General features: G+C 70.5%; 14 protein-coding genes and 1 pseudogene. 11 read left to right on the forward strand and 4 right to left on the reverse strand.

Annotated features, from left to right (window positions below):
• The first annotated feature begins 108 nt into the window (after nucleotides 1-108).
• From A6A06_RS20700 to A6A06_RS20715, 4 genes are all read left to right on the forward strand, one after another.
• A complete protein-coding gene (locus A6A06_RS20700) occupies nucleotides 109-786 on the forward strand; it encodes an ANTAR domain-containing protein (protein ID WP_199931022.1) in 678 nt (225 codons plus the stop codon).
• A 52-nt stretch (nucleotides 787-838) separates the two neighbouring features.
• A complete protein-coding gene (locus A6A06_RS20705) occupies nucleotides 839-1,612 on the forward strand; it encodes a GAF and ANTAR domain-containing protein (RefSeq protein WP_073762763.1) in 774 nt (257 codons plus the stop codon).
• A 266-nt stretch (nucleotides 1,613-1,878) separates the two neighbouring features.
• On the forward strand, nucleotides 1,879-2,646 hold the full coding sequence (locus A6A06_RS20710) for a DUF4190 domain-containing protein (protein WP_199931023.1): 768 nt from the start codon (nucleotides 1,879-1,881) through the stop codon (nucleotides 2,644-2,646).
• Nucleotides 2,647-2,846: 200 nt separating this feature from the next.
• Entirely contained in the window at nucleotides 2,847-4,193 is a 1,347-nt protein-coding gene (locus tag A6A06_RS20715) for a PD40 domain-containing protein (RefSeq protein WP_199931024.1), read from the forward strand.
• A 73-nt stretch (nucleotides 4,194-4,266) separates the two neighbouring features.
• Here A6A06_RS20715 and A6A06_RS20720 read toward each other — a convergent pair whose 3' ends face one another.
• Nucleotides 4,267-4,884, reverse strand: a complete 618-nt coding sequence (locus A6A06_RS20720) for a GOLPH3/VPS74 family protein (RefSeq protein ID WP_073762766.1) — start codon at nucleotides 4,882-4,884, stop codon at nucleotides 4,267-4,269.
• A gap of 336 nt (nucleotides 4,885-5,220) precedes the next feature.
• Between A6A06_RS20720 and A6A06_RS20725 the strand changes: the two genes are divergently transcribed.
• A complete protein-coding gene (locus A6A06_RS20725; RefSeq protein WP_073762767.1) occupies nucleotides 5,221-6,585 on the forward strand; it encodes an MBL fold metallo-hydrolase in 1,365 nt (454 codons plus the stop codon).
• A gap of 137 nt (nucleotides 6,586-6,722) precedes the next feature.
• Nucleotides 6,723-7,469 (forward strand): sulfite exporter TauE/SafE family protein, encoded by a 747-nt coding sequence (locus A6A06_RS20730; protein WP_073762768.1) that lies wholly within the window; start codon nucleotides 6,723-6,725, stop codon nucleotides 7,467-7,469.
• A 94-nt stretch (nucleotides 7,470-7,563) separates the two neighbouring features.
• Here A6A06_RS20730 and A6A06_RS20735 read toward each other — a convergent pair whose 3' ends face one another.
• A complete protein-coding gene (locus A6A06_RS20735) occupies nucleotides 7,564-7,842 on the reverse strand; it encodes a metal-sensitive transcriptional regulator (protein ID WP_073762769.1) in 279 nt (92 codons plus the stop codon).
• A 150-nt stretch (nucleotides 7,843-7,992) separates the two neighbouring features.
• Here A6A06_RS20735 and A6A06_RS20740 point away from each other — a divergent pair, with 150 nt between their 5' ends.
• The 5 genes and pseudogenes from A6A06_RS20740 to A6A06_RS20760 all read left to right on the forward strand — a co-directional run bounded on the left by A6A06_RS20740 (nucleotide 7,993) and on the right by A6A06_RS20760 (nucleotide 12,531).
• Nucleotides 7,993-8,559 carry a rhodanese-like domain-containing protein gene (locus tag A6A06_RS20740; RefSeq protein WP_073763272.1) on the forward strand — a complete coding sequence of 189 codons (567 nt, stop codon included), beginning with the start codon at nucleotides 7,993-7,995 and terminating at the stop codon, nucleotides 8,557-8,559.
• 476 nt (nucleotides 8,560-9,035) lie between these two features.
• Nucleotides 9,036-9,668, forward strand: a pseudogene (locus A6A06_RS40970) (hypothetical protein); the annotation flags it as partial.
• A gap of 206 nt (nucleotides 9,669-9,874) precedes the next feature.
• Nucleotides 9,875-10,684 carry an SAM-dependent methyltransferase gene (locus tag A6A06_RS20750; protein WP_073762770.1) on the forward strand — a complete coding sequence of 270 codons (810 nt, stop codon included), beginning with the start codon at nucleotides 9,875-9,877 and terminating at the stop codon, nucleotides 10,682-10,684.
• Nucleotides 10,685-10,918: 234 nt separating this feature from the next.
• Nucleotides 10,919-11,512 carry a uridine kinase family protein gene (locus A6A06_RS20755; protein ID WP_073762771.1) on the forward strand — a complete coding sequence of 198 codons (594 nt, stop codon included), beginning with the start codon at nucleotides 10,919-10,921 and terminating at the stop codon, nucleotides 11,510-11,512.
• A gap of 266 nt (nucleotides 11,513-11,778) precedes the next feature.
• Nucleotides 11,779-12,531, forward strand: a complete 753-nt coding sequence (locus tag A6A06_RS20760; RefSeq protein WP_073762772.1) for a hypothetical protein — start codon at nucleotides 11,779-11,781, stop codon at nucleotides 12,529-12,531.
• Nucleotides 12,532-12,702: 171 nt separating this feature from the next.
• Here A6A06_RS20760 and A6A06_RS20765 read toward each other — a convergent pair whose 3' ends face one another.
• Both A6A06_RS20765 and A6A06_RS20770 read right to left on the reverse strand, forming a co-directional pair.
• Nucleotides 12,703-18,741, reverse strand: a complete 6,039-nt coding sequence (locus tag A6A06_RS20765) for an AAA family ATPase (RefSeq protein WP_073762773.1) — start codon at nucleotides 18,739-18,741, stop codon at nucleotides 12,703-12,705.
• Nucleotides 18,742-18,853: 112 nt separating this feature from the next.
• A complete protein-coding gene (locus A6A06_RS20770; RefSeq protein WP_199931025.1) occupies nucleotides 18,854-21,271 on the reverse strand; it encodes a hypothetical protein in 2,418 nt (805 codons plus the stop codon).
• Between the last annotated feature and the right edge of the window lie 37 nt (nucleotides 21,272-21,308).

Genomic DNA, 21,308 nt, shown 5'->3' on the forward strand with positions numbered 1-21,308 from the left:
GAACGAGGCTCCGCGGGGGCGGCCGAAGAGTAGTCTTCGGGTACGGAAAGCGGCCGCCTTCAGTGCCGGTCCGCCTTCGGCGCGGAAGGCTCAGCGATGGAGCACCGGGTGTTTGTGCAGGAGCTGCTCGCCGGTCTGAGGCGGGCCGTCGATGTGGGAGAACGCCGCATGTGGGCGGTGCGGTGCGCCCACGCGCTGGGACTGGAAGGCATCGCCGTCTCCTTGCGGTGGGGGGCGGAACTGGTGTGGTTCAGCGACGACATCAGCGCGCGTCTGGAGGACGCGCAGTTCACCCTGGGGCAGGGCCCCGGGGTGGAGGCGGACTTCAGCGAGGTGCCCTGCCAGGTGGCGGACCTGGGCGCGGGCGCGGGCGAGCGGTGGCCGCAGTTCGCCGACGAGGCCCTGGCCCTGGGCGTACGGGCGATGTTCGTGTGGCCGGTACGGACCGGAGGCGCCCGGTTCGGCGCGCTGACCGGGTACCGCAGGACGCCGGGTCCGCTGACCCCACCGCAGGCGGCGGACGGGCTGCGGGTGGCCGACGCGCTGGCCGGCCGGCTGCTGACCTGGCGGCCGGACACCGGGGACTCCCAGCCCGAAGACGGGCCGGGTGCCGCGGGCGCGGTCGATCTGCACTGGGTCGAGGTGCACCAGGCCACCGGCGTCCTCAGCTGCCGGCTCGGGGTGCCGCTGGAGGAGGCGCTGGTCCGGCTGCGGGCCCAGGCGTTCGTCTCCGGCCGGCCCCTCACCGAGACCGCCCGCGACATCCTCCAGGAGCTGCCGCCGTGAAACCGTCGCCCGGCACGGACCTGCCGTGGCCCGCGCACCGAGGAGCAGGGACATGAGCAGGGAAGACAAAATCGCCCAGACCTTCGTCGAACTCGCCGACACCCTCGTCGCGGACTTCGACGTCATCGACTTCCTCCAGCAGCTGACCGTCCGCTGCCGTGACATCTTCGCCGTCACCGACGCCGCCGTCGTGCTGGCCTACCCGGGGCCGCAGATGTACAGCCCCGCGCCCTGCGATCCCAGCCCGGCCCTGTCCAAGGTGCTGGACGTGGCGCTGCGGGAAGGGCCCGCCGTGGACGCCTACCGGACCGCCGAAGCCGTCACCCCCGGCGATCTTTCCCATGCGCCCGCCGACTGGGAGAACTTCACCGCACAGGCACGCGGCGTCGGTTACACCTACGCCTGCGCCGTACCGCTGCGTCTGCGCAAGGAGACCCTGGGCAGCCTGCTGCTCCTGCGCGCCACCGACAGCCCGGTGCCTCTCGACGACCTCACCGTGGCGCAGGCCTTCGCCGACGCGGCCACCATCGGCCTGATCCACGCCCGGACCCTCCGGCACACGGACACCGACACCGTCAACGAGAATCTCCACTCCGCGCTGCACAGCCGCATCCTCATCGAGCAGGCCAAAGGGTTCCTCGCCGCCGGCCGCGACGTCTCCCTCGAAGCCGCCTTCGACCTCATGCACGAGCACGCCCGCTGCCACCACCTCATGCTGTCCACCGTCGCCCAGAACGCCATAGACGCCGGAGACCTCCCCCGGCCGCCGACGGTGGTCCGCCACCCGGTCGAGGACGCGTCGGCCGAGGACGCTCCGGCCGAGTGAGCGGCGCGGGGCGCAGCAGTTGAGGGAGGCGGCGGGTTCTCGTACGTACCGGTTGTCGGCAGGCATCGTTGCCCCGCTCGCGGCAGCGGGAGGAACACGACAGATAATGTCGCCAGCTTGTTCATTTCAGCCGAATTCGAGGATTGTGCGTGACCGTATCCACTCCGCCTGACGGCGAGAAGCCCGTCGACGCGACACCGGACGACCGCGACCCGTGGAGACCGCCGCCCCCCGGACCGGCTCCCGCCTCTCGGGGGCCACATCCGATGGAGCCACTGCTGCTACCGCAGCCCCGCGCCGTCGGCATGGGCATCCCGGCGCTGGTGCTCGGCGTCGTCGGCGTCGCGGTCGGCATGCTCGTCTTCCTGTTCTGGGTGTCCTGGCTGCCGTCGCTGCTGGCCGTGGTCTTCGGCTGCGTCGGGCTGAGCCGGGCGCGCAAGGGCCTGGCGACGGACAAGGGGATGGCGCTGGCCGGTGTGGTCCTGGGCGGGTGCGGACTCCTGATCGCGATCGGGTCCGGTGTGTTCACCGGCTTCGTGGTGAAGGCGATGGTCGACGACAAGCGCGAACAGGTCGAGGAGGTGCGGGCCTCCGCCGAGGCGCAGCGGAAGACCTCCGAGGCGGAGGAGAAGGCCCGGCACCTCTCGTTCGGCGCTTCCTACGCCTTCGGCGACGGTCTGAAGGTGACGGTCGCCAAGCCCGAGCCGTTCGACCCGGACAGCTTCGCCACGGGGCACGAGAAGGGCAACAAGGCCTTCCAGGTGACGATCACGGTGGCCAACACCGGCACCGAGCGGTTCGAACTCGATCCGGGACTGCCCCGGGTCAACGACGCCGACGGCGCCACGACGGAACTGGTGATCGACGGCAGCGGACGGCAGAAAATCATCTCCGGCTACGTCCTCCCCGGCAGGCAGGTCGTCGGCAAATACGCCTACTCGCTGCCGCCGGACGCCGCCGGCACGATGGAGGTCGAGTTCAGCCCCGACGAGGAGCAGTGGGAGCGGTCCTACTGGAGCGGCCCCACCCCTTGACCCGGAGCGGTCCCACCCCCTGACCCGGAGCGGCGCCACTCCCTGACCGGAGCGGCGTCCCCTGAGGGGAAGCGACCCGTCCGGAACGCCCGGCCCGTCGGAAGCGCCCTGGTTGGCCGGTTCCCGCGTTGCCCGGTGTGCCGCCGGGCGGGTTGGCTTGCCCCGGCTCCGTTTGGTGCCCATGGGGTGAGGGAGGAACCGTGCGGCGATGGACCGCAGTTCTGGCGGTGCTGGCGGGGGCCTGCGCCACGACGCTGCCCGCAGTCTCCGCCCACGGCGCGGCGGACCCCACGGCGGCCGGGGCACCGGAGAGCGTGCAGCGGGTCAGCGTCGGCGCCGCGGGGAAGCAGGCCGACGGCGCCTCCTTCGACCCGGTGCTCAGCGCGGACGGGCGCGTCCTCGTCTTCGTCAGCGAGGCGCGCAACCTGGTGCCGGGCACACCCGAGGGGACCGGCATCCAGGTGTACGCCAAGGATCTGCGGACCGGACGGGTCGACCTCGTCAGCGCGAACCCGGACGGCTCGCCGGGGTACGCGGCCGGCTACACCCGCGCGGTGAGTGCCGACGGGCGCTTCGTCGCCTTCGATTCGCCGTCGGACACGCTCGACCCGCACGACAGCGGTGACGGTATGGACGTCTTCGTCCGCGACCGCTGGAAGGGCACCACCGAACTGGTCACCCGCCACGACGGTGCACCGGACGCCGGGCGCAGCTTCCTGCCCTCGATCAGCGCCGACGGGCGCTATCTCGCCTTCACCTCGCTGCGCGACGACCTCGTGGCGGGGGACGCCAACGGGAAGGCCGACGTCTTCGTCCGCGACCGCCGGAAGGGCACCACCCGGCTCGTCAGCGTGGCCGGCGACGGTACGCAGGGCACCGCGCCCTCCTCCGACCCGGTCATCAGCGCCGACGGGCGGCAGGTCGCCTTCACCACCGAGGCGAAGAACCTGTTCCCCTGGCCCCAGGGCGGGCCCGGCATCGCCAGGCCGCAGCCTCCGTACGTGACCTTCGGAGTCCACGACCTGCGCAACGGCGAGACCAGGGCGGGCGCGTACAACCTGAACGGCATTCCGGCGCGGGTCCAGTACGGCCTGCGGTTCTCCCCGGACGGCCGGTACCTCCAGTTCGACACCAGCGACGCGCTGCTGCCGGGCGACCGGCCGGGCATGTGGGGCTCGTACTCCCGTGACCTGCGCACCGGCGCGTACGCGCGACTCGCAGCCCGCCCGGACGGCGGCGCGCCGACGGGCAGCGTGACCGGGGGCGGACTCAGCGCGGACAACCGGATCACCTTCTTCACCACCAACGCCCCCGACCTGGTCCCGGACGACACCAACGGCACCTGGGACGTCTTCGCACGCGACCTGAGGAGCGGAAAGGTGACCCGCCTGAGCACGACCCCTGACGGCGGGTCACCCGCCGCGGGATCGTTCGGGGCGGCACCCGACCGCGACGGGCGGCTGGTGGCCTTCGCCAGCGACAGCGCCGACCTGGTGCCGGGCGACACCAACGCCGTTACGGACATCTTCGTGCGCCGCGTGCGCTGACGGGACCGGGCCGGGTGGCCGTAGGGGCGGCGGCGAGAGGGCGAGACGCGCGCGTCGGGCCGTGCCGCTCGTGTCACGCACCCCGCCAGATGTTGTCGAAGGCCGCGTCCTCGACGGACCGCCGCTGCCGTACGCCTTCCAGTTCCACCACCGCTTCGTTGACGGCGGCGAGTACGGCCGTGACCGCGTCGTCGGCCCCGTCCAGCGCGTCGTCGGCCGGATGGCCGGGGATTCCCACGGCGGCCGCGAGGGCGGCGAGGACGGGTTCGCCCGACGCCCGGCGGTCGGCCGCGTGGCTACGGGCGGACGAGTCGGCCAGTGTCGTCCGGCCGGTGCGCAGGGGGAGCAGGCGGCTGCGTTTGCGGGTGACGAGTCCTTCTTCCGCCAGGGCGGCCCGGTAGACGGCGGCCAGGCCGCGGCCCCGGCGCCACAGCCAGTCCGCGACCGATTCGTAGGGCGCCTGCCGGACCAGTGCCGACGCTGCCCCGTCCAGCAGGCGGTCGGCAGGCGTCCGCCGGTCGCCGGGAACGATGCGGTCGCCGTCCAGGGCGAGGGCATCGGCCTCCAGGAGGTCGATCAGTTCGGCTCCCGCGAGGGCGAGGGAGAGTTCGCCCGGGTCCACGGGGCGCGGCGAATCCGCGTCCATGGTGACGATCAGGGAAACGATCAGCAGGTCCCGTGGCGTGGTCATGAGAAGGCTCCGTGTCGGAGGTGCCGGTACCGGTAGCCGACTGTAGCCCGGCCGCGCCGGAGCGGGCAGCCGTCGAGCGCCGGAGCGCCGGGGGGTTCGGGGGCCGGGGTCCGGGGTCCGGGGTCCGGAACGGCGTATCCGGGTTCCCCGATACCCCACCGGGTACCCGTCGCAGAGGGGGTGCTGCCGGACGGAGGTGTTCCGTTCCCCTGGAGTGCCGGAGTCATCCCGTGCACCCGGCACGTACAGCTGTCTGGAATACCCCCACGGGTATCACTGTTATGGTGAGCATCAGATACCCCCCGGGGTACACCGTTACATGGAGGAGGCGCAGCCGTGTTCTTCGTCGACACCCTGGCGTTCGAGGGTCTGGGCAACCGCAGTTACCTGGCCGGCGGCGACGGCGCCGCGGTCGTGATCGACCCGCCGCGCGACATCGACCAGGTGATAACCGCCGCGGCGAGACGCGGGGTGCGTATCGCCTACGTGGCGGAGACCCACCTGCACAACGACTACGTCACCGGCGGCCTGGAACTGGCCCGCGTCACCGGCGCCGCCTACCTGGTCCCGGCCGCCGCGAAGGTCGCGTTCACCCGCACTCCCGTCGCCGACGGCGACACGGTCACGGTGGACGACGGCCTGGTGCTGCGGGCCATCGCCACCCCCGGCCACACCCCGCACCACACCTCGTACGCACTGGAGGACGACGGGCGGGCGGTGGCGGCCTTCACCGGCGGATCGCTGCTGATCGGCACGGTCGGCCGTCCGGACCTGGTCGAGCCGCGGCTGACCGAGCAGCTGGCCCGTGCCCAGTACGCCTCCGCCCACCGCCTCGCCGGGGAACTCGACGACGAGGTGCCGGTGCTGCCCACCCACGGGTTCGGCAGCTTCTGCTCCTCCTCCCAGGCCGAAGGCGACGCCACCACGATCGGCAAGGAACGTACGGCCAACGACGCGCTCACCCTGGACGTGGACACCTTCGTCGCCCGTACGCTGGCCGGTCTGGAGGACGTGCCCGCGTACTACGCCCACATGGGCCCGGCCAACGCCGCAGGCCCCGCCCCCGTCGACCTCACGCCGCCCGAGCGTGCCGACGCGCGGCAGATAGCCGAGCGGCTCGCCGCGGGGGAGTGGGTGGTGGACCTGCGCAGCCGCGTCGCCTTCGCCGCGGGGCATGTGGCCGGATCGTTCAACTTCGAGGGCGACGGCAAGCTGGCGACGTACCTGGCCTGGCTGATCCCGTGGGGCAAGCCCGTCACCCTCCTCGCCGGGACGCCGGAGCGGATCGCCGACGCCCAGCGGGAGCTGACCCGGGTCGGCATCGACCGTCCGGCCGCCGCCGCGACCGGCGGACCGGCCGACTGGATCCGCGAGGGCGAGGAGCCCGCCGCGTTCCCGCGTGCCGCCTTCGCCGATCTCGCCGCCGCCCGTGGGCGCGGCGAAGAGGTGGTGGTGCTCGATGTGCGCCGCGCCTCGGAACGCGCGGGCGGCCATGTCGAGGACTCGGTGCACATACCGGTCCACGAACTGCACGGCCGGATCGGTGAGGTCCCGCCGGGCACCGTGTGGGTGCACTGCGCGGGCGGGATGCGTGCGGCCATCGCCGCCTCCCTCCTGGACGCCGTGGGGCGGCAGGTCGTCGCCGTCGACGACGGCTTCGAGGCCGCCGTCGACGCGGGGCTGACCGTCACCCGTTCCTGAGTCCCCGCATTCCCGTATCCCTCTCGTATCCCTCTCGAATCACCCTCGTACCGAAGGCGCGTGATGTTCCTCTACCGATGTGGGCGGAGCCCCGGGCTCCCGGTCGCCGACGCGAGCGGGCGGGACGGCTCGGCAGCGTGAGTGCTCTGGTTCTGGCCCTCTTCGCGGGGGCCGTGGTCGGGCTGGCGCTCGGCGCGCTCGGTGGCGGTGGCAGCGTCCTGGCCGTGCCGGCGCTGATCTACCTGCTCGGTTTCACGCCCGCCGCGGCCACCACCGCGAGTCTGCTCATCGTCACCGCCACCTCCCTGACCGCGCTGTACGCCCACGCGCGGGCCGGGCACGTGCGGTGGAAGGCGGGGGCGGCCTTCGCCGCCGCCGGTGTCCTGCCCGCGGCTCTCGCCGGAGCCGCCGCAGCCCGCCTGCCCCAAGCCGCTCTCACCATCGCCTTCGCGGGCGTCGCCGCCCTCGCCGCGGTCATGATGCTGCGCCCCGCCGCGGCGGCGGCCGAAAGCCGCGGGGTCCGGCCGGGAAGGGCGGCGGGGGCCGGAGCGGGGCTCGGTGCCCTGACCGGACTGCTCGGGGTGGGAGGAGGCTTCCTCGCCGTCCCGGCCCTGGTCACCGTGCTGGCCTTCGAGATGCAGGCTGCCGTCGGCACCAGTCTGCTGGTCATCACCGTCAACTCTCTGGCCTCCCTGGCCACCCGCTTCGGGGCGGCCGGCTCGCTGGACTGGGCGGTCGTCGGTCCGTTCACCGCGGCCGCCGTCCTGGGGGCCTGGGACGGAAAACGCCTCGCCGCGAAGGTCTCCGGGCCTCGTCTGCAACGCCTGTTCGCCTTCGTGCTGCTGGGTGTCGCGGCCTTCATGCTGGTCGAGGCGGTGATGTGAGACGTGAGACGTGGGCCCCGTGGAGGTGGTGGTACGGGTGGCGCAGGCCTCCCCCTCCGCATGTCTCCCCCCCCGCATGCCTCCCGCGCATGCCTCAGGCCAGCGAAAGGAAGAGCTTCTCCAGTCTCGCCCGCATCTGCTCCCGGTCGCCGCCGGTCCGCTCCCCGTCGGCCATGCAGTGCTGGAGGCCCGTCGCGATGATCGCGAACCCGGCCCGGTCCAGCGCGCGGGAGACCGCGGCGAGCTGCGTGATGACGTCCTCGCAGTCCCGGCCGTCCTCGATCATCTTGATGATCCCGGCGATCTGCCCCTGCGCCCGCCGCAGCCGGTTGAGCACGCTCTTCAGCTCGTCGGCCGCCATCTCCAGCTCCATGCTTCCTCCTCGGTGGACGTTCCGGACACCCGACGTGTCCCGGATACCGGATGTCCCGGACATCACCTGCCCCGGATACCCCCATGGGTATCTTAATCCGTTCGGGGCCCGCCCTCTCCCCGGCGAAGAAACGAAAAGGAACTCATGCACATGATCACCCACGCCGCCCTCCACCCCGGCCAGGCAGCCGACCGCCTGAGCGCCTGCACCGTCGTCGACGTACGCACTCCCGGCGAGTACGCCGCAGGCCACCTGCCCGGTGCCCACAACATCCCGCTCGACCACCTCGCCACCGCCCTGCCCGCCCTCAAGGCGGCAGCCGCCCGGGGCGAGCTGCTGATGGTCTGCGCTTCCGGCAACCGCTCCGCCACCGCCTGCGCGCAGCTCGCCGCCGCCGGCATTCCCGCCGCCACCCTCACCGGCGGCACCGCAGCCTGGACCGCGCAGGGCCACCCCGTCGAACGCGAGGAGAACGTCAAGGCGGTCTGGCCCATGGAACGCCAGGTCCGCCTCGCCGCCGGCTCCCTCGTCGTGGCCGGACTCGCGCTCGGCACCCGCTACCGTCGTGCCCGCTGGCTGTCCGCCGCGATCGGCGGCGGACTGGTCTTCTCCGCCGCCACCAACACCTGCGGCCTGGCCGCCCTGCTCGCCAGGCTTCCCCACAACCAGCCCCGCGCCACCGACCTCGACGCCACGCTCGCAGCGCTCGGCGGGTGACCGGCAGAGCCCGGCGCATTCCCCCGGGCCCATTCCCCGCGGAAAACAACCGGTTGGACGCGCAATTCCCCGGTGCTCGTCCAACCGGTCGTGGTTGACCCCGTACGTACGAGATCGCAGAGTGAGGGCTGTCGAACCTCGAATCGCGGAACTCCGAACGGTCATTGACCGACCTGGAATGCACGGGACGCGCGGAATTCGCCGCACGCTCGAAAGCGCGGTGCCGCCGGTCGTCGTGGTGCCGGGTCGGGTCGTATGTCCGCAGGTCCGCGTGCGTACGGCCGAGTCCGCGTGCTCCGCCGAAGGGGGAATCATGAACGGCCTGACGTACTCCATCCTGTCCCTCTCCGCACGCCGGAAAGGGATATGGCCGACGGCCGCCTTCTTACGGAAACCGCACCGCACATACCCTCGGCCGCTGACGGATTCCTTACCGGGGACGTTTTCGCCGTGCCGGGTTCACCACCACCGGTCCGGTGCCGAACGGATACCCGACCGCCGCGGACACGGCTGCCGGTCCCGGTGCCGGTCCCGGTGCCGGTTCACCACCGGGACCGCACGATGACCGGCCCGCGCATCGGCTCGCGTACCGGCCCGCGCATCGGCTCGCGTACCGGCCCGCGTACCGGCGGTGCTGCTCGCGGCGCTGGCGGGAGCCGTCGTATGCGGATGGCCGCCTGCTCAAAGCCGTCAAGGAACAGACCCGGGCCGTACCGGGGGACGGACTCCACGACGCCCCGGAGGGCGCGGGCCTCCCGGTTCCCCGCATCAGCTTCAACTGCATGGGCCGCTTGCCCGCCGCCCGCGACCGGACGGGCCCGCCCGAAGCCTGGGAACTGACCGGCGAACCGGCCATCGGCTCCTCGTCCGATCCGGACATGCCCGCTCCGCACGTACTGGAAGCAAGCGCGCTCATCCGGGACACCACGGACGGTGCGGCGTTGCCCCTCACGCTGACCTGGCCGGACCAGATGCTGGACGAGACAGTGGCGGCCCACCTCGGCCGCCTCTGGCTGGACATGCTGGACGGCCTGGCCGCCCATACGGACACCCCGGAAGCCGGCGGACACACCCCCTCCGACTTCCCGCTCCTCGACCTGGACCAGGACGAGATTGAACAATTCAAGGCAATAGCGGACCAGTTGACAGAGGAGACGGCGCGGTGGGCGGGGGCACGCGGGGTTACGCATCGACAAGGCGCCCACCTGCGACGACGGAAGATCCACCGGCCTGGCGGGACCGTCCGGGGCACCGCTTACACTCACCATGGCGCCGGACTGACACGGCGCAAGTGCAACCGTAAGGAGCAAGGGTGTTGGAGCAGGGCTACCCCGTGGACCGGATCGATACCGGTACGGCTCACTCGGCGCGCGTGTACGACTACATCCTCGGCGGCAAGGACCACTACGCGGTGGACCGCGAGGCCGGAGACGCGATGTGCAAGGAATGGCGCGCGTTGCCCGTACACATGCGGGCCAACCGGAAGTTCATGCACCGCGCGGCCCGCTACCTGGCCCGCGAGGAAGGCATCGGGCAGTTCCTCGACATCGGCACCGGCCTGCCGACCTCACCGAATCTGCACGAGGTGGTCCAGCAGGTCCGGCCCGACGCCCGCGCGGTGTACGTCGACAACGACCCGATCGTGCTGACCCACGCGCGGGCGCTGCTCACCGGCTCCGCCGAGGGCCGGACCGCGTACGTCGACGCCGACATGCGCGACCCCGAGGCCATCATCGGCTCCGCCCAGTTCCAGGAGTTGCTGGACCTGCGGCAGCCCGTCGGCCTGATGATCATCGGAATCCTCCACTTCATCCTCCCGCCCGACGACCACAGCCTGGTGCACCGCCTCCTCGAACCGCTGCCCGCGGGCAGCTTCCTCGCCATGACCATCGGCACCGCCGACTTCGCGCCGCGCGAGGTCAACCGGGTCGCCGAGGAGTACGCGAGCCGGGGGATGCCGATGAAGCTGCGCACCAAGGCCGAGGCCATGGAGCTCTTCGACGGGCTCGACCTGGTCGAACCCGGCCTGACACAGGTCCATCACTGGCGCCCCGACGCCGACCAGGAGCAGGTCGACGACCGGGACATCGCGATGTACGGGGCGGTCGCCCGCAAGACCGCCTGAGGCGTGCCGGGCACTCCGCGCGCCGGGAACTTCCGGCGCCGGTCCGGCCGTCACGTTCGCCGGCTCCGAAGAGAAGGTAGCGAGCCGGCGAACCCGGTGCCGTGCCGCCCGGAAGGCGGTGCGCGTCATGCCGACCAGAAACCCCGCACGTCCTTGACGTCCTGACATGGTCCCCGGCCCCGCTGCCATGTGCACCAAGTGCACCCAGTGCCACGAGCGGAAAAGGGGAACCACATGCTGCTGACGGTGACCGGAGGGTCCGGCGCGGGCAAGACGACGCTGGCGAGCGCGCTGACCGCCACCGCGCCGCACGCCACGAGCCGGATACTGCACGGCGACGACTACTACTTCGACACACCGGAACGCGGCGTCTGGGTGCTCGACGACGCCGGCGTACCGCACCTGGACTACGGCGCTCCCCAGTCGGCCGACATCGAGCGTCTCACCCACGACGCCGACGACGCGCTGACCACGGCCTCCGTCGTCATCGTCGAAGGGCTCTTCGCCCGCCACGTCAGGCCGGCGGCACGGTGCCCGCGCCTCGACGTCTTCCTCGACCTGCCGGCCGACCTCCGGCTGGTGCGCAAGATCCAGCGCAAGTGCCTGCGCCACGGCTTCCCTCTGGACGTCCTCCTGCGCAACTACCTCCACCACCGGCGCGACGCGCACGAACGGCACGTCGAGCCGGCGCGCGACAGCAGTGACCTGGTCCTGAACGGGGTCCTGCCCGCCGAAACCCTGGCGCGACAGGTCTGGACGACGGCCGGTGAAAAACTCCGGCAGCGGCAGGCCGGAAGGGCGGGCAGGCCGTCGTGCACCTCCCCGTGACGGCCGCAGCCTCCCGGCGGATCGGGCACCGGTTCTGCACCGACTGCGGAAAGTTGACGAAAAGTTCTCACTTTGCTGGTTGTTGACTATTTCTTGGTCATTCATTGCCGGTAGCGTCCAGTCCTGGTCGGGCTCCGATCAAGGCCGCCCCCCCGCCCGGGGGTTCGCGCCGCAGGTGCGAGAAGGCGGCCGGAGCCCGGTCGGCACGTCGTCTGCTCGTCTGCTCGTCGGTTCACAGTGAACCGCTGGATGTCACCGGAGGATGTATGACCTCTCGTATCGCCGCCGCCATAGCCACGTGCACGCTGAGCCTCGGGGCTCTCGCCGCGGGTGCGGGCACCGCCGCCGCGGCTCCGTCGGCCCCCGCGCCGTCGGCCCGCCCGGCGGTCGACGCGCGTGCCGCGGCCGTGGACCGGTGCAGCTATCAGGTGGTCCGCTCGGACGACTCCCGTTACGCCTACTCCGTGAGCCGGGCAGGCGACGGCAGTGCGCGCGAGCTGCCGGTCCAGAAGGAGGACTTCGTGAGGATCGCCAGCGAGTGGCGCAAGGTCGTCCAGGTCGACGCGTGCGCGGGCGGGCAGGGGCAGGCCCCCGCCGCACTCCGCGTCACGGGAAAGTTGCAGAACCCGGAGCACTACGAACCGTCCGTACCGCGCACCATCCGCAGCGAGGACCTCAAGCCCGCCGCCTCCTCGGTGATCCCGAAGGCTCCGCGGCTGACGTCCGTCGACCGCCTCGACGCGGCCACCGTCCGCGTCAACTGGGAGCCCGCCCGCGGCAACCCGGATCAGGTCGTCCTGCTGGAGCGCAAGCCCTTCTACAGCAGCGAGATCGGCCTGTGGCACCCCTACACGTTCCAGTGGGACGCCCCGGCCGACACCACCTCGATGGACCGGAAACTGCAGCGCGCCGCCGGGATTCCCCCCGAGGTCCGCCCGCACTCCTACTGGATGCGCGTGATCAAGTCCGGCTTCGTCAGCGACCTGCGATCCGAGAAGCCGACCACGATCGAGCCGTAACGGAACAGCACGGCAAACCTGCGGGGCGAAGGGCGCCTGCGGGGCGAAGGGCGCCTGCGCGGCGAAGAGCCAGGGCAAGCGCCCTTCTCGTACGCTCAAGCACAGGAGGCCGGCGCCGGGGCGGCTTCCCGCCCCAGTTCGTCGGCCCCACCGACCTCCCGTGCCCTGGGCTCAGGTTGCGTGAACCCGGTCCCAACATGCGCGCAGCACGCCCTCGAGCCGGTGTCGGCCGGCCGCATCCGATTCGAAGACCTGAAGTGCCCGTAGCGCGCCGAGCGCCTCTGCGGCGTCGATCCGGTCACCGTCCGTGGCTGCCTCCACCGCGGCCAGGAGATCACCGGCACTCATGCCTTCCTCCGTCATAAATTCAGCGACCGCGCGGTAGGCGATCCACTGCGGCGTCCGCGGAACAAGGCCGGCTTCCAGCAGGAACTCCTTCGCACCTTTGGCGTCCTCCAAGTTGGTGACCACTTGGCGCAGCGCTTCATTCTCGGGAAGCCGGGCGAACAGCCCGGCGGAGAGCCGGTCAATGAGGAGCGGCCAGCCTCCGGTGGATTCCCGGAGCTGCTCCATCTGCGTGTCGGAGGTGAAGGCTTCTTTGTCCTGGGCCCAGGCGCGTAGTCCGTCCGGGCTGAATCGCCGCAGTGTGAGCACCTCGATCCCGTCGTCCTCGAGCCCGCCACCAGTGGCCCGCGACCACAGCGCCTGCTGGCTGGGGCCCAAGACGATCACAGCCGAGCGGGTGACACCGGACCGGTCGGGGAGGTGGCGTACCGCGCTGTCCAGGGTTTCCAGGCATGCGTCGTCACGTGGGCTCTTCTCCGTGAGATCGGACACCACGATCCGTTTCCGGCCGGGGGCGCCTTCCACGAGGTGGCGATCGAAGTCCGAGCGTTTGGTCACTTGCGGCGTCTCCCAGCCGGTTGTCCCGGCGACGTCCCTCAGCGCTGAGGCGACCCGGTCGACGCCGGTGGCGGGAGTTCCGATGATCAGTCGTGCCTGGTTGCCATGTCCAGGCAGCACGTCCGCGATCTGATCCGCAGTCAGCGGGGAGTGGGAGTAGCCGTTGCGCGACCGGTGGCGCGCCTCGAACCTGCTGAAGTGTTCGGGTACCTTGCGGTTGGTTGCCTGTGCAAGTTCGGCTTCCACCGTTCCCAGGTTTCCGATCATGCTGAGCGCGTTGGCGCTGCGCAGATGCCAGCCCCGGTGGTCCGGGTCGGGCGCGAGCACTCCGAGGCCCTGCATCTCCGACAAGTAGGCACGGAACCGGTCCGTGTCCAGGTTCTCGAATCCCTCGTGCCACCAGTACGTGCACTCTTCCCGCAACTGCACCTGGCTGAGCCGGGCGTCCAGGCCGTAGTGGTGTGCATGGTGCGCGACCACGTTTGCGATCACGTTGTAACGAGGGTCGAGCCGCAGTGTGTCATGAAATGCCTCAGTGATGCTGAACCGCAGATCCTTGTCCGACTGAACCGTTTCCACATCGGCGCGGGTGATGATGTACGGCGGACAGGACGCCGTACCGGTCCGTCTGCCGTGCATGGTCTGCACCAGGCGGTGTCCGAACATTTGAAGCAGGAACGGCTGGTACGAGCAGTGGCCGAGTATGCGGTGCACCAGCGCGGGTTCCTCGAAGCGGCACCCCAGTGCCTCAAGCGGCTTGGTGAGCAGGTCGACCGCGTCCTGCGGGGGCAGCGGGCCGATCACTGTGGGGTTCTGGGAGAGGTGCCCGAACGGGCTGTTCTCGGCGATCTTCGCATAGCGTTGTACGGAGTGGAGCCCCGCGAATACCACCTTCACCCGGTCATCCGTGTCGGCACCGAGATCGCGCAGCAGCCTGGTCTCGGTGAACTGCGGTGAGTCGGACTCGAAGAAGCCGTCCGCCTCGTCGAGCATGATCAGCAGCCGCCGCTTCCGGTCCTCGCGCAGCCATGCCTGAATGCCTGTCAGAACATGCTCGCGGGTGAGAGCCGAGCCCGATTTGACCCTGCGGGACGAAGTGAACTCCTCACGTTCCAGCAGGCGACGTCCGATCCGGTCCCAGACGACGGACGAGGAAGCGTTGGTGCCGGTGAACGTCGAGTCCAGGGAGATGAGCAGGCTGAGTCGTGCTCCGTACAGCTGGGCCTCGTACTTGCGGCCGGCGGCTTTCAGCAGGGCCGACTTGCCGAGACCACGTCCACCGAAGACCACCTGCTCGCCCGTGGTGCTCAGCACCTCGTCGAGTTCCGTGTCACGGCCGTAGAACATCTCCTCAGCCACCGGAGCGCGTTTGCCCATCACGTACGGATTGACCGCGGAGAAGGGGAGCAGCACCCGCATGGCAGAGTCCAGGCGCTGGTTTCCGCAGGCGGCCAGGTGAGCCAGGGCCGCGTCGTCGAGAATCACGAGGGCACGCCGTCCGCCCGCGCACTGGGCTGCGAACACCTCGCGGTCACGCACCGGCAACGTGCCGAAGTATGCGACGAGCAGATTGTCGTCGTTCGGGTCCTGTTGGATCCAGGACATCAATCGTTCGGACGATGGTCTGTCCCACACCAACATCACGCGGAGGCTGCCGCGCAGCCCCGACCCGAACGCCGGCATCAGGGCCGACCCGGTGTACTCGATCGCGGGTACGTCGATGAAGCGGTAACTGACGGAACGCGGCGCGTCGATCCGTTGGGGCAGTTTCTTGCTGCTGTAGCCGATGAGGCGGAGGGCAGGCATCAACAGTTCGCTCTCACGAACGCCGTGGGTGCGTTCCCTGCCCTTGCGGGACGCGAGGTTCGCCCAGCCTGCGAGCGCCTGTGCGGTCTGCTCCGCGATCTCGGGAGAGAGTGAGGAATAGTCGAGGGCTTCCAGTTTCAGATAGCGCTTCCGCTGACGGGCGGCGTCGATCAGCGCGTCGCAGACTCCCTTGTCGGCCATGACCTGCGGCACATCCGGGAAAAAGGCGGCGAGGCTGCGGTCGGACGACTGAATGTCCGGGATGCTCTCACCATTCACCAAATGGGATATCAGCTCATCTGCGGTGAGCAGGTCACCTGCATCGATCAGCTGCTCGACCCGGTTCTGATCCTCCGGGGCCAGCCCGTCGATGCTACCCAGCCGGGTACGCAACTTGGCCGCGTGGCCCGCCCGGGCCCGGTTCAGTTCTTCGGAGAGCGTCACCAGGCTCCGGCGCACCTGGGCGAGATCACCGTCAGGGTGAGGCGCGGCGTCCCGCAGGCGTCGCTCGAAGAGGCGCTCTTGCTCCTCGTTGAGCGCACCGTCGACGCGGGCGTGGCGCAGCGTCTCCTCCAGCCGCTCCCGCGTCTCGCGCAGCTCCCGCGCGATCCGCCGCCCGGTTTCCTCGACGTGCGCGCACAGTTCCTCCGAAGGCACGCTCTGCGCGGGCAGCAGCGGCAGCTGCCGGTTCGCCCACAGGTCGAGGATGATGTGAGCCGTGGCGAACGTCTCACCGGACACCTGAGCTCGTACCCCCTCCTCCCAGGAAAGACCGCCCGCCTTCACCAGCTCGCGGACGGAGACCTCGGCAGCCAGCTGAATGGTGCCCCCTTCACCGATCACCGTGCCGGGTATCTTCAGGAGTTCCGACCGCAGGGCCAGTTCGGTGGACAACTCGGTCTCGTCGAGCTGTGCTTCCCCCGCCAACAGGGCGAAGGTCGCGGAAATCGAAGCGACCGTGGCCTTCAACGCGGCAGCGGTGAGTACGTCGGCCGCCACTGCTTGTTCCCGCACATCACGCACGACGTCCTCACGGAGCCGGAGCACTACGGTGCGCATCTCCTGCACCTGGTCGGCACTCCAGTCCGTGTCCCGTGCGGTGAGCTGCTGCATCTGCCGGCTCCACCGGTCGATGAGAGTGAGGCCTTTCGCGGTATGGCGTAACAGATCTTGACGGGCCGACCCCTCGAGTCGCGTCCGGGCTCCGGGTGCCATGAACTCCCGGTCCGTCTTGTCCAGTACGGACTGCAGGACCGAGGGGTCGCGCAGCTCTCGAACTCTTCGCGTGAGCGCGTCGAGGCCGTGCCTGTTGTTGTCCGCAGCCTGTCGCAGCAGCGAACCGATCAGCCCGTTCTTGGGGTTCCACCAGTTGTGGGCGATCTTCTGGCCGCGCGGGAAGCGGATGGTGGGCACCTGCTCGAGGCTCCGCCGGCACTCGTCGCGGGCATCTTCCAGGGCTCTTTCCAGTTCCGCCCGGTCACGGGCCAGAGCCAGCGGCGGGGAATGCAGGAGGAACGACTTCAGGGCACGTTGGGCCACCTCATCCGCCACACGGGCCAGGCTCGGAGGGACGCCATTCGCTACCCGGCTCAAGGAGGCGCCCACTTCGGTGTCACCTGTCACCAGGACAGTACGCAGCAGTGCCGCGGTGGTGAGCGCCGCATCGGGGCGGTCACCTGTCAATTCATCGATGGTGTGACCGGCGAGCAGCCCGCGCATTTCGGTGAGGCTCTCACTGCTCGCCGAGTGCACGGCATCGGCGCAGGCGGCGAGCTGCAGCGCGGTGACCCGGTGCGGTGGCTCATCGAGTCGGACGGCGAGCGCGGCGGCAAGGCCGTACCGCTCGGCCGAGATGAGCTGCGCCAGAGCGGCGCGGGTCTCCGACCGCCCGGCCACGGGTTTTTGAGCTGCGGACTTGAGCGGCGGGGTGACGTGCGACGGGCGGTCTTCCGGAGCGCTGGGGATCGAGGAAGGCTGTACCGGGGCGGGGCTGGTGGTCCGAGGCTCGACGGCCGGCGTCCCGGGGGCCTGGTCGATGGGGGGCGTTTCACGGGACCCGGCAGCACCGCATTCCGGGCCAGTTCGGCTGTTGTCGTGCGGAGCCGGGGGCATGTGTTGCGTCACGTCCTGCACCGACGCGGACGAATCGGGGGAGGCGTCCCGTGTAGCCGACTCGGCCGGGTGGGGAGTCGGGACCGGCACGGGCGGAGTGGACGCGGAGCGAGCGGCTGTCGGCGCGGCAGCTTCCCGAACGGCCGCTCCGAGCCGGAGCTCGGCGTAGCGCCCAGCCGGATACGCCGCACAGCGGCCTTTCACGGCTGTGGGCAGCAGCGTGAGGATGTCCCTGGGGTCCTGGTCCGCCGCGTGTCGTTCCACCATCGTCAGCAGCGCATCGAGGGCCTCGGCGTCCACCCGGTCCGTGGCGTCCCAGTCGTCGGCCTCCACCAGGGCGGCGGCCCGGTTGCGGGCCGTTTCCAGGTCCTGGGCGAGCGCCGTATCGCCCGGTCCGCACTCCAGCTGTGCCACCTTGACGAGCCGGCGGCGCAGGGGCCCGGTGGACAGCCGGGTCAGCGCCGTCTCGGTTGCCTGCCGGAAGTGGAGCAGATCGGTCGCGGTGGGTTTCGCCCCGTGTGCTTCCAGGCCCCGCTCGGCGTCGTCGAACGCCTCGGCCACCTCGCACAGCGCGTTCAGATCGTCGGTGGAAGGCCGGGCTCGGGCAGTAACGGCCTCCGCGGCACGGCGGGCCGGCCCGGTCGCAGTGTTCAGCGCATCGGTGATGCGCGCCAGCGCAGCCTGCAACTGGTGCGCGTCAGGTGGGCAAGAGGGCCTGCCTACCTGCGCGTCCGCGGTGTCGTCGGCAGCGGTCGTGTCGTGGTGAGTGACCGCGTCTTCTTCGGGCGCGACGGGCGTCCGCTGCGCGAGTTCGACTACCCGGTGTGCGGCTTCCCGTACCGCCTGGACCGGGACGTCGGTCTCCGCCAGCCACGGTTGCTCCAGCGCCCACGCCCAAAGGGAAGCATCCTCGGAGCTGGCCCTGAGGTGTGACCAGACCGTCAACTGCAGCAGGGCGGGAGTCCATCGATGGGTGAGTGGACCAAGGCCGTCGTCCGACGGGCCCACGGTGTTCTGCTGGCCGGCCCGGGCCAGGTCGTCGACGACGGGCAGGCTCAGATGCAGGGCCGCCTGACGGGCGCGGGGCGCTTCGGGGTCGCGTTGAATACGGGTCAGGACGTCGTGGCACAGGGCACGGTTGACCTTGGTTCCGTCCATGGGGATGCGGAGCGTGTGCAGCAGATGGCGCCGCCACGATACGCGTGTCGAGTTGAGCGCGTATTCGACGTCTGCCTCGCTGAGGCGCAGGAGCGCATCAGCTGTCGGGGACGGGCGCGCGTCCATGGACCGGGTGAGTGCGGCAGATAACTCCTCCAGAGCCGCGAGCAATTCGGGCGGCGTCTCATTCCGCTCGCGGTTGCCAAGGTCGACAGGGTAAGGGGTGTCCATCTCTCCACCTGACACGGCGCGGGACGGGCGAGGGTGGCTCATACGGGCTCCAACGGCTGGTGCGGGTCGTGCGGATGGTACGGGTGATGCAGGTACGTCGTGGATATCGGAATTATCGACTCCGCTTGTGTGGGCGTACGTAGGTGAATCCGTCCGGCAGTTCGTCGGGACCGCTCAGCCGGAACCTCCGGTGGTCCTCGCGGTACAGGGCGCGCTGCTCTGAAGTGGCTTCCTTTTTGAGATGCCCGATGCGGCGGAGGAACCCGGCCACGTCGTGCTCGCGCACCGCCCGGTCCGCCGAAGCCGGCGGGACGAGGCCCGAGCCCTCGGAGAACGAAGCGCCTTCGACATCGACGCGATGCGGCCGATAGCGGACGAGCTCCACGGCCGGCTCGCCCGGCCGTGGCGGATGGTGTGTGCTGCTGTCCGCACCACGGCTGCCCCAGGCGACCGAGAGCAGCTCGGAGCCGAGCAACTTGGAGAGGGCTGACTCGATGCCGGTGGTTTCGAGGCCGTCCTCGCCCGTGACGGCGCGGACAGCCGCGGGCAGGTCCGTCCTGGCAAGCAACGCACAGCCGAATCGGTCCAGCAGCCCGAGTCTGCGGACCGCGGTAAGGAGCTGGACGGTGGTCACGGCCCGGTGCGACGGAACCACCTCGTCGGCCGGTTCCGCCCCGGTGCACAGCCTCTGTGTCCCATCACGGGTGAGCACCCGCGGATCGTAACGGTGTTCCATCAGCTCGCCGTCGACGGTCACCGGCTGCGGAAGCATGGTGGTCCGTGCATGGATCACCCCGCTCCCGCGCTGCCAGGTGAAGGTCAACCAGATGCCGGGGAACAGGTCCAGCGGCCACTCGACGCCGTCGAGACGTGTTCCCTGCCGGTCCACCGTGACGCACGTGTCATGGCACGACTGGGCTGCCGGCAGGTTCCGGCCTTCGTGGTGGAGGACGATCCGCACGGCCCTCTGCGGAGCACCGGACGGGAGAAGCTCGGCGACGACATGCTCGGGGAGCGGCAGACATTCCTGTAGGACGTGGAACAGCCGAAGGGGCTGAGCCCACTCGATCTGACTGTCGCTCGCCGCCAGCTCGATGGGAAAACCGAGACGACTGTCGTCAGGCCACAGAAGCGGAAGCGCCGTCTCTTCCGCATCGGCCGATGTCGGCTCTGCGGCAGAGAGTGCTTCGTCCGGCGAGGCCGGAGAAGCGTCCGCACCAGGGGGCGGGGGCAGCACGGTGCCGGGGTGGTCCTGGAGGCCGCTCGGCGGCTCGGGACACGGCGGCGGCGTGGGAATCGGGGCTGACGATGTCCGGTGGTCCGGCCGGTGCGGCAGGCTGTCCGCCCAGCCCCGGCCGACGGGTTTCTCCGTGGTGCCGGGGGCGGGATCCGATCCGCTCGGTACGAACTCGGCCCGCCAGACGCCGCCGCCCTGCCATCGGTCGTCCAGGCTCAGCCGGACGCCGGACGGAAGCAGCCCTGTGGCCTCCTCCTGCTCGCGCCGTGCGTAGTCGGACACCACGGAGTTGGCGTGGCAGACGGCCAGTGGATAGTCCGTGCCGTGGAGCTGGTCCTGCCATTGCGGATGCGAGCGCAGCGCGGCGCCGAGCGCGGTGTAGACCGGTCTGGGCGGTATAGCCATGATCCGGCGCCCGGCCCGTGGTATCGCCTGGCGTACCGTCGAATCAGCCAGCCGGGCCAGGTCGTCGCGGCCCAGCGGCCCGGGAACCGCCAGCCTCTGGGCCAGCGACGCCCGAGTGAAGGCGTAATCCCCCCAGACCCGGACGCCGCTCAGCTCCGCCAGAGCTTGACGCAAGGTTCTCATCAGCCCTTTCACGGCGGTCAGTAATTCGGCGCCCCCGCCTCCCGGCGCGAGCAATGTCGGCAACGGCGTTGGCACCAAGGCGCTGGTGAGCTGGTCCCTGCCGCTTGTGACCAGATAGCGCGCGTAGTGGTCGGCGTCGCTCAGGTCCGGGTCCGCCCACTCGTACCGTGCCTCCACGACGAGGTGCCCGAAGTCGTCTGTGCGTCCACGGCGACGCAAACGCTGCAGACGTGCCCTCGTGGGAGCCAGGTCCTGCCCGAATGCGGAGGTGTCGAATACCAGTCGCTCGCGCAGCACGGGCACCTCGTCGGGAGCGAGGAGGCCAGGTCCCCGGGCGCCGGCCGGGGCGCCGGACAGCCAGTCGGGAGTCTCGCCGTACGGGCCGAGGCCGGCGTGGGCACCCTCCTTGTAGACGATCTCCGCGGGCAGCAGGTCTCCGCCCGTACGGATATTGATCATCGCGCCGACCGGCAACGCCTCCAGCCGGTCGCCGAGGGCGACCGACGGAAAGTCCTCGAAGTCCAGGGGACCGCCGACATAGCCACCGGCCTCCACGTCGTAACCGAAGTAGACGGCGTTGAAAGCCACAGCAGTGTGCACCGGGGCCGTACGGTGGGCGATGACCGCGGCCAGATAGGCCAACAGGGCGTCCTGCGCCTCTGGTTCACAGGCGTCCAGGCCGCTGAGCATGTCTCGCGTGATCAACGGTTCGTTGTCATACGGACGCCATACACCATCGGCT

Origin of the sequence: Streptomyces sp. CB02923, from assembly GCF_001905005.1 — a bacterium.
Classification (GTDB): Bacteria; Actinomycetota; Actinomycetes; order Streptomycetales; family Streptomycetaceae; genus Streptomyces.

What these genes read in the sequence shown, in the direction of transcription:
- A6A06_RS20705 (WP_073762763.1), top strand. Translation starts at nt 839, where the DNA reads ATGAGCAGGGAAGACAAAATCGCCCAGACCTTCGTCGAACTCGCCGAC.
- A6A06_RS20710 (WP_199931023.1), top strand. Translation starts at nt 1,879, where the DNA reads ATGGAGCCACTGCTGCTACCGCAGCCCCGCGCCGTCGGCATGGGCATC.
- A6A06_RS20720 (WP_073762766.1), bottom strand. Translation starts at nt 4,884, where the DNA reads ATGACCACGCCACGGGACCTGCTGATCGTTTCCCTGATCGTCACCATG.
- A6A06_RS20735 (WP_073762769.1), bottom strand. Translation starts at nt 7,842, where the DNA reads ATGGAGCTGGAGATGGCGGCCGACGAGCTGAAGAGCGTGCTCAACCGG.
- A6A06_RS20740 (WP_073763272.1), top strand. Translation starts at nt 7,993, where the DNA reads ATGATCACCCACGCCGCCCTCCACCCCGGCCAGGCAGCCGACCGCCTG.
- A6A06_RS20755 (WP_073762771.1), top strand. Translation starts at nt 10,919, where the DNA reads ATGCTGCTGACGGTGACCGGAGGGTCCGGCGCGGGCAAGACGACGCTG.
- A6A06_RS20760 (WP_073762772.1), top strand. Translation starts at nt 11,779, where the DNA reads ATGACCTCTCGTATCGCCGCCGCCATAGCCACGTGCACGCTGAGCCTC.
- A6A06_RS20765 (WP_073762773.1), bottom strand. Translation starts at nt 18,741, where the DNA reads ATGGACACCCCTTACCCTGTCGACCTTGGCAACCGCGAGCGGAATGAG.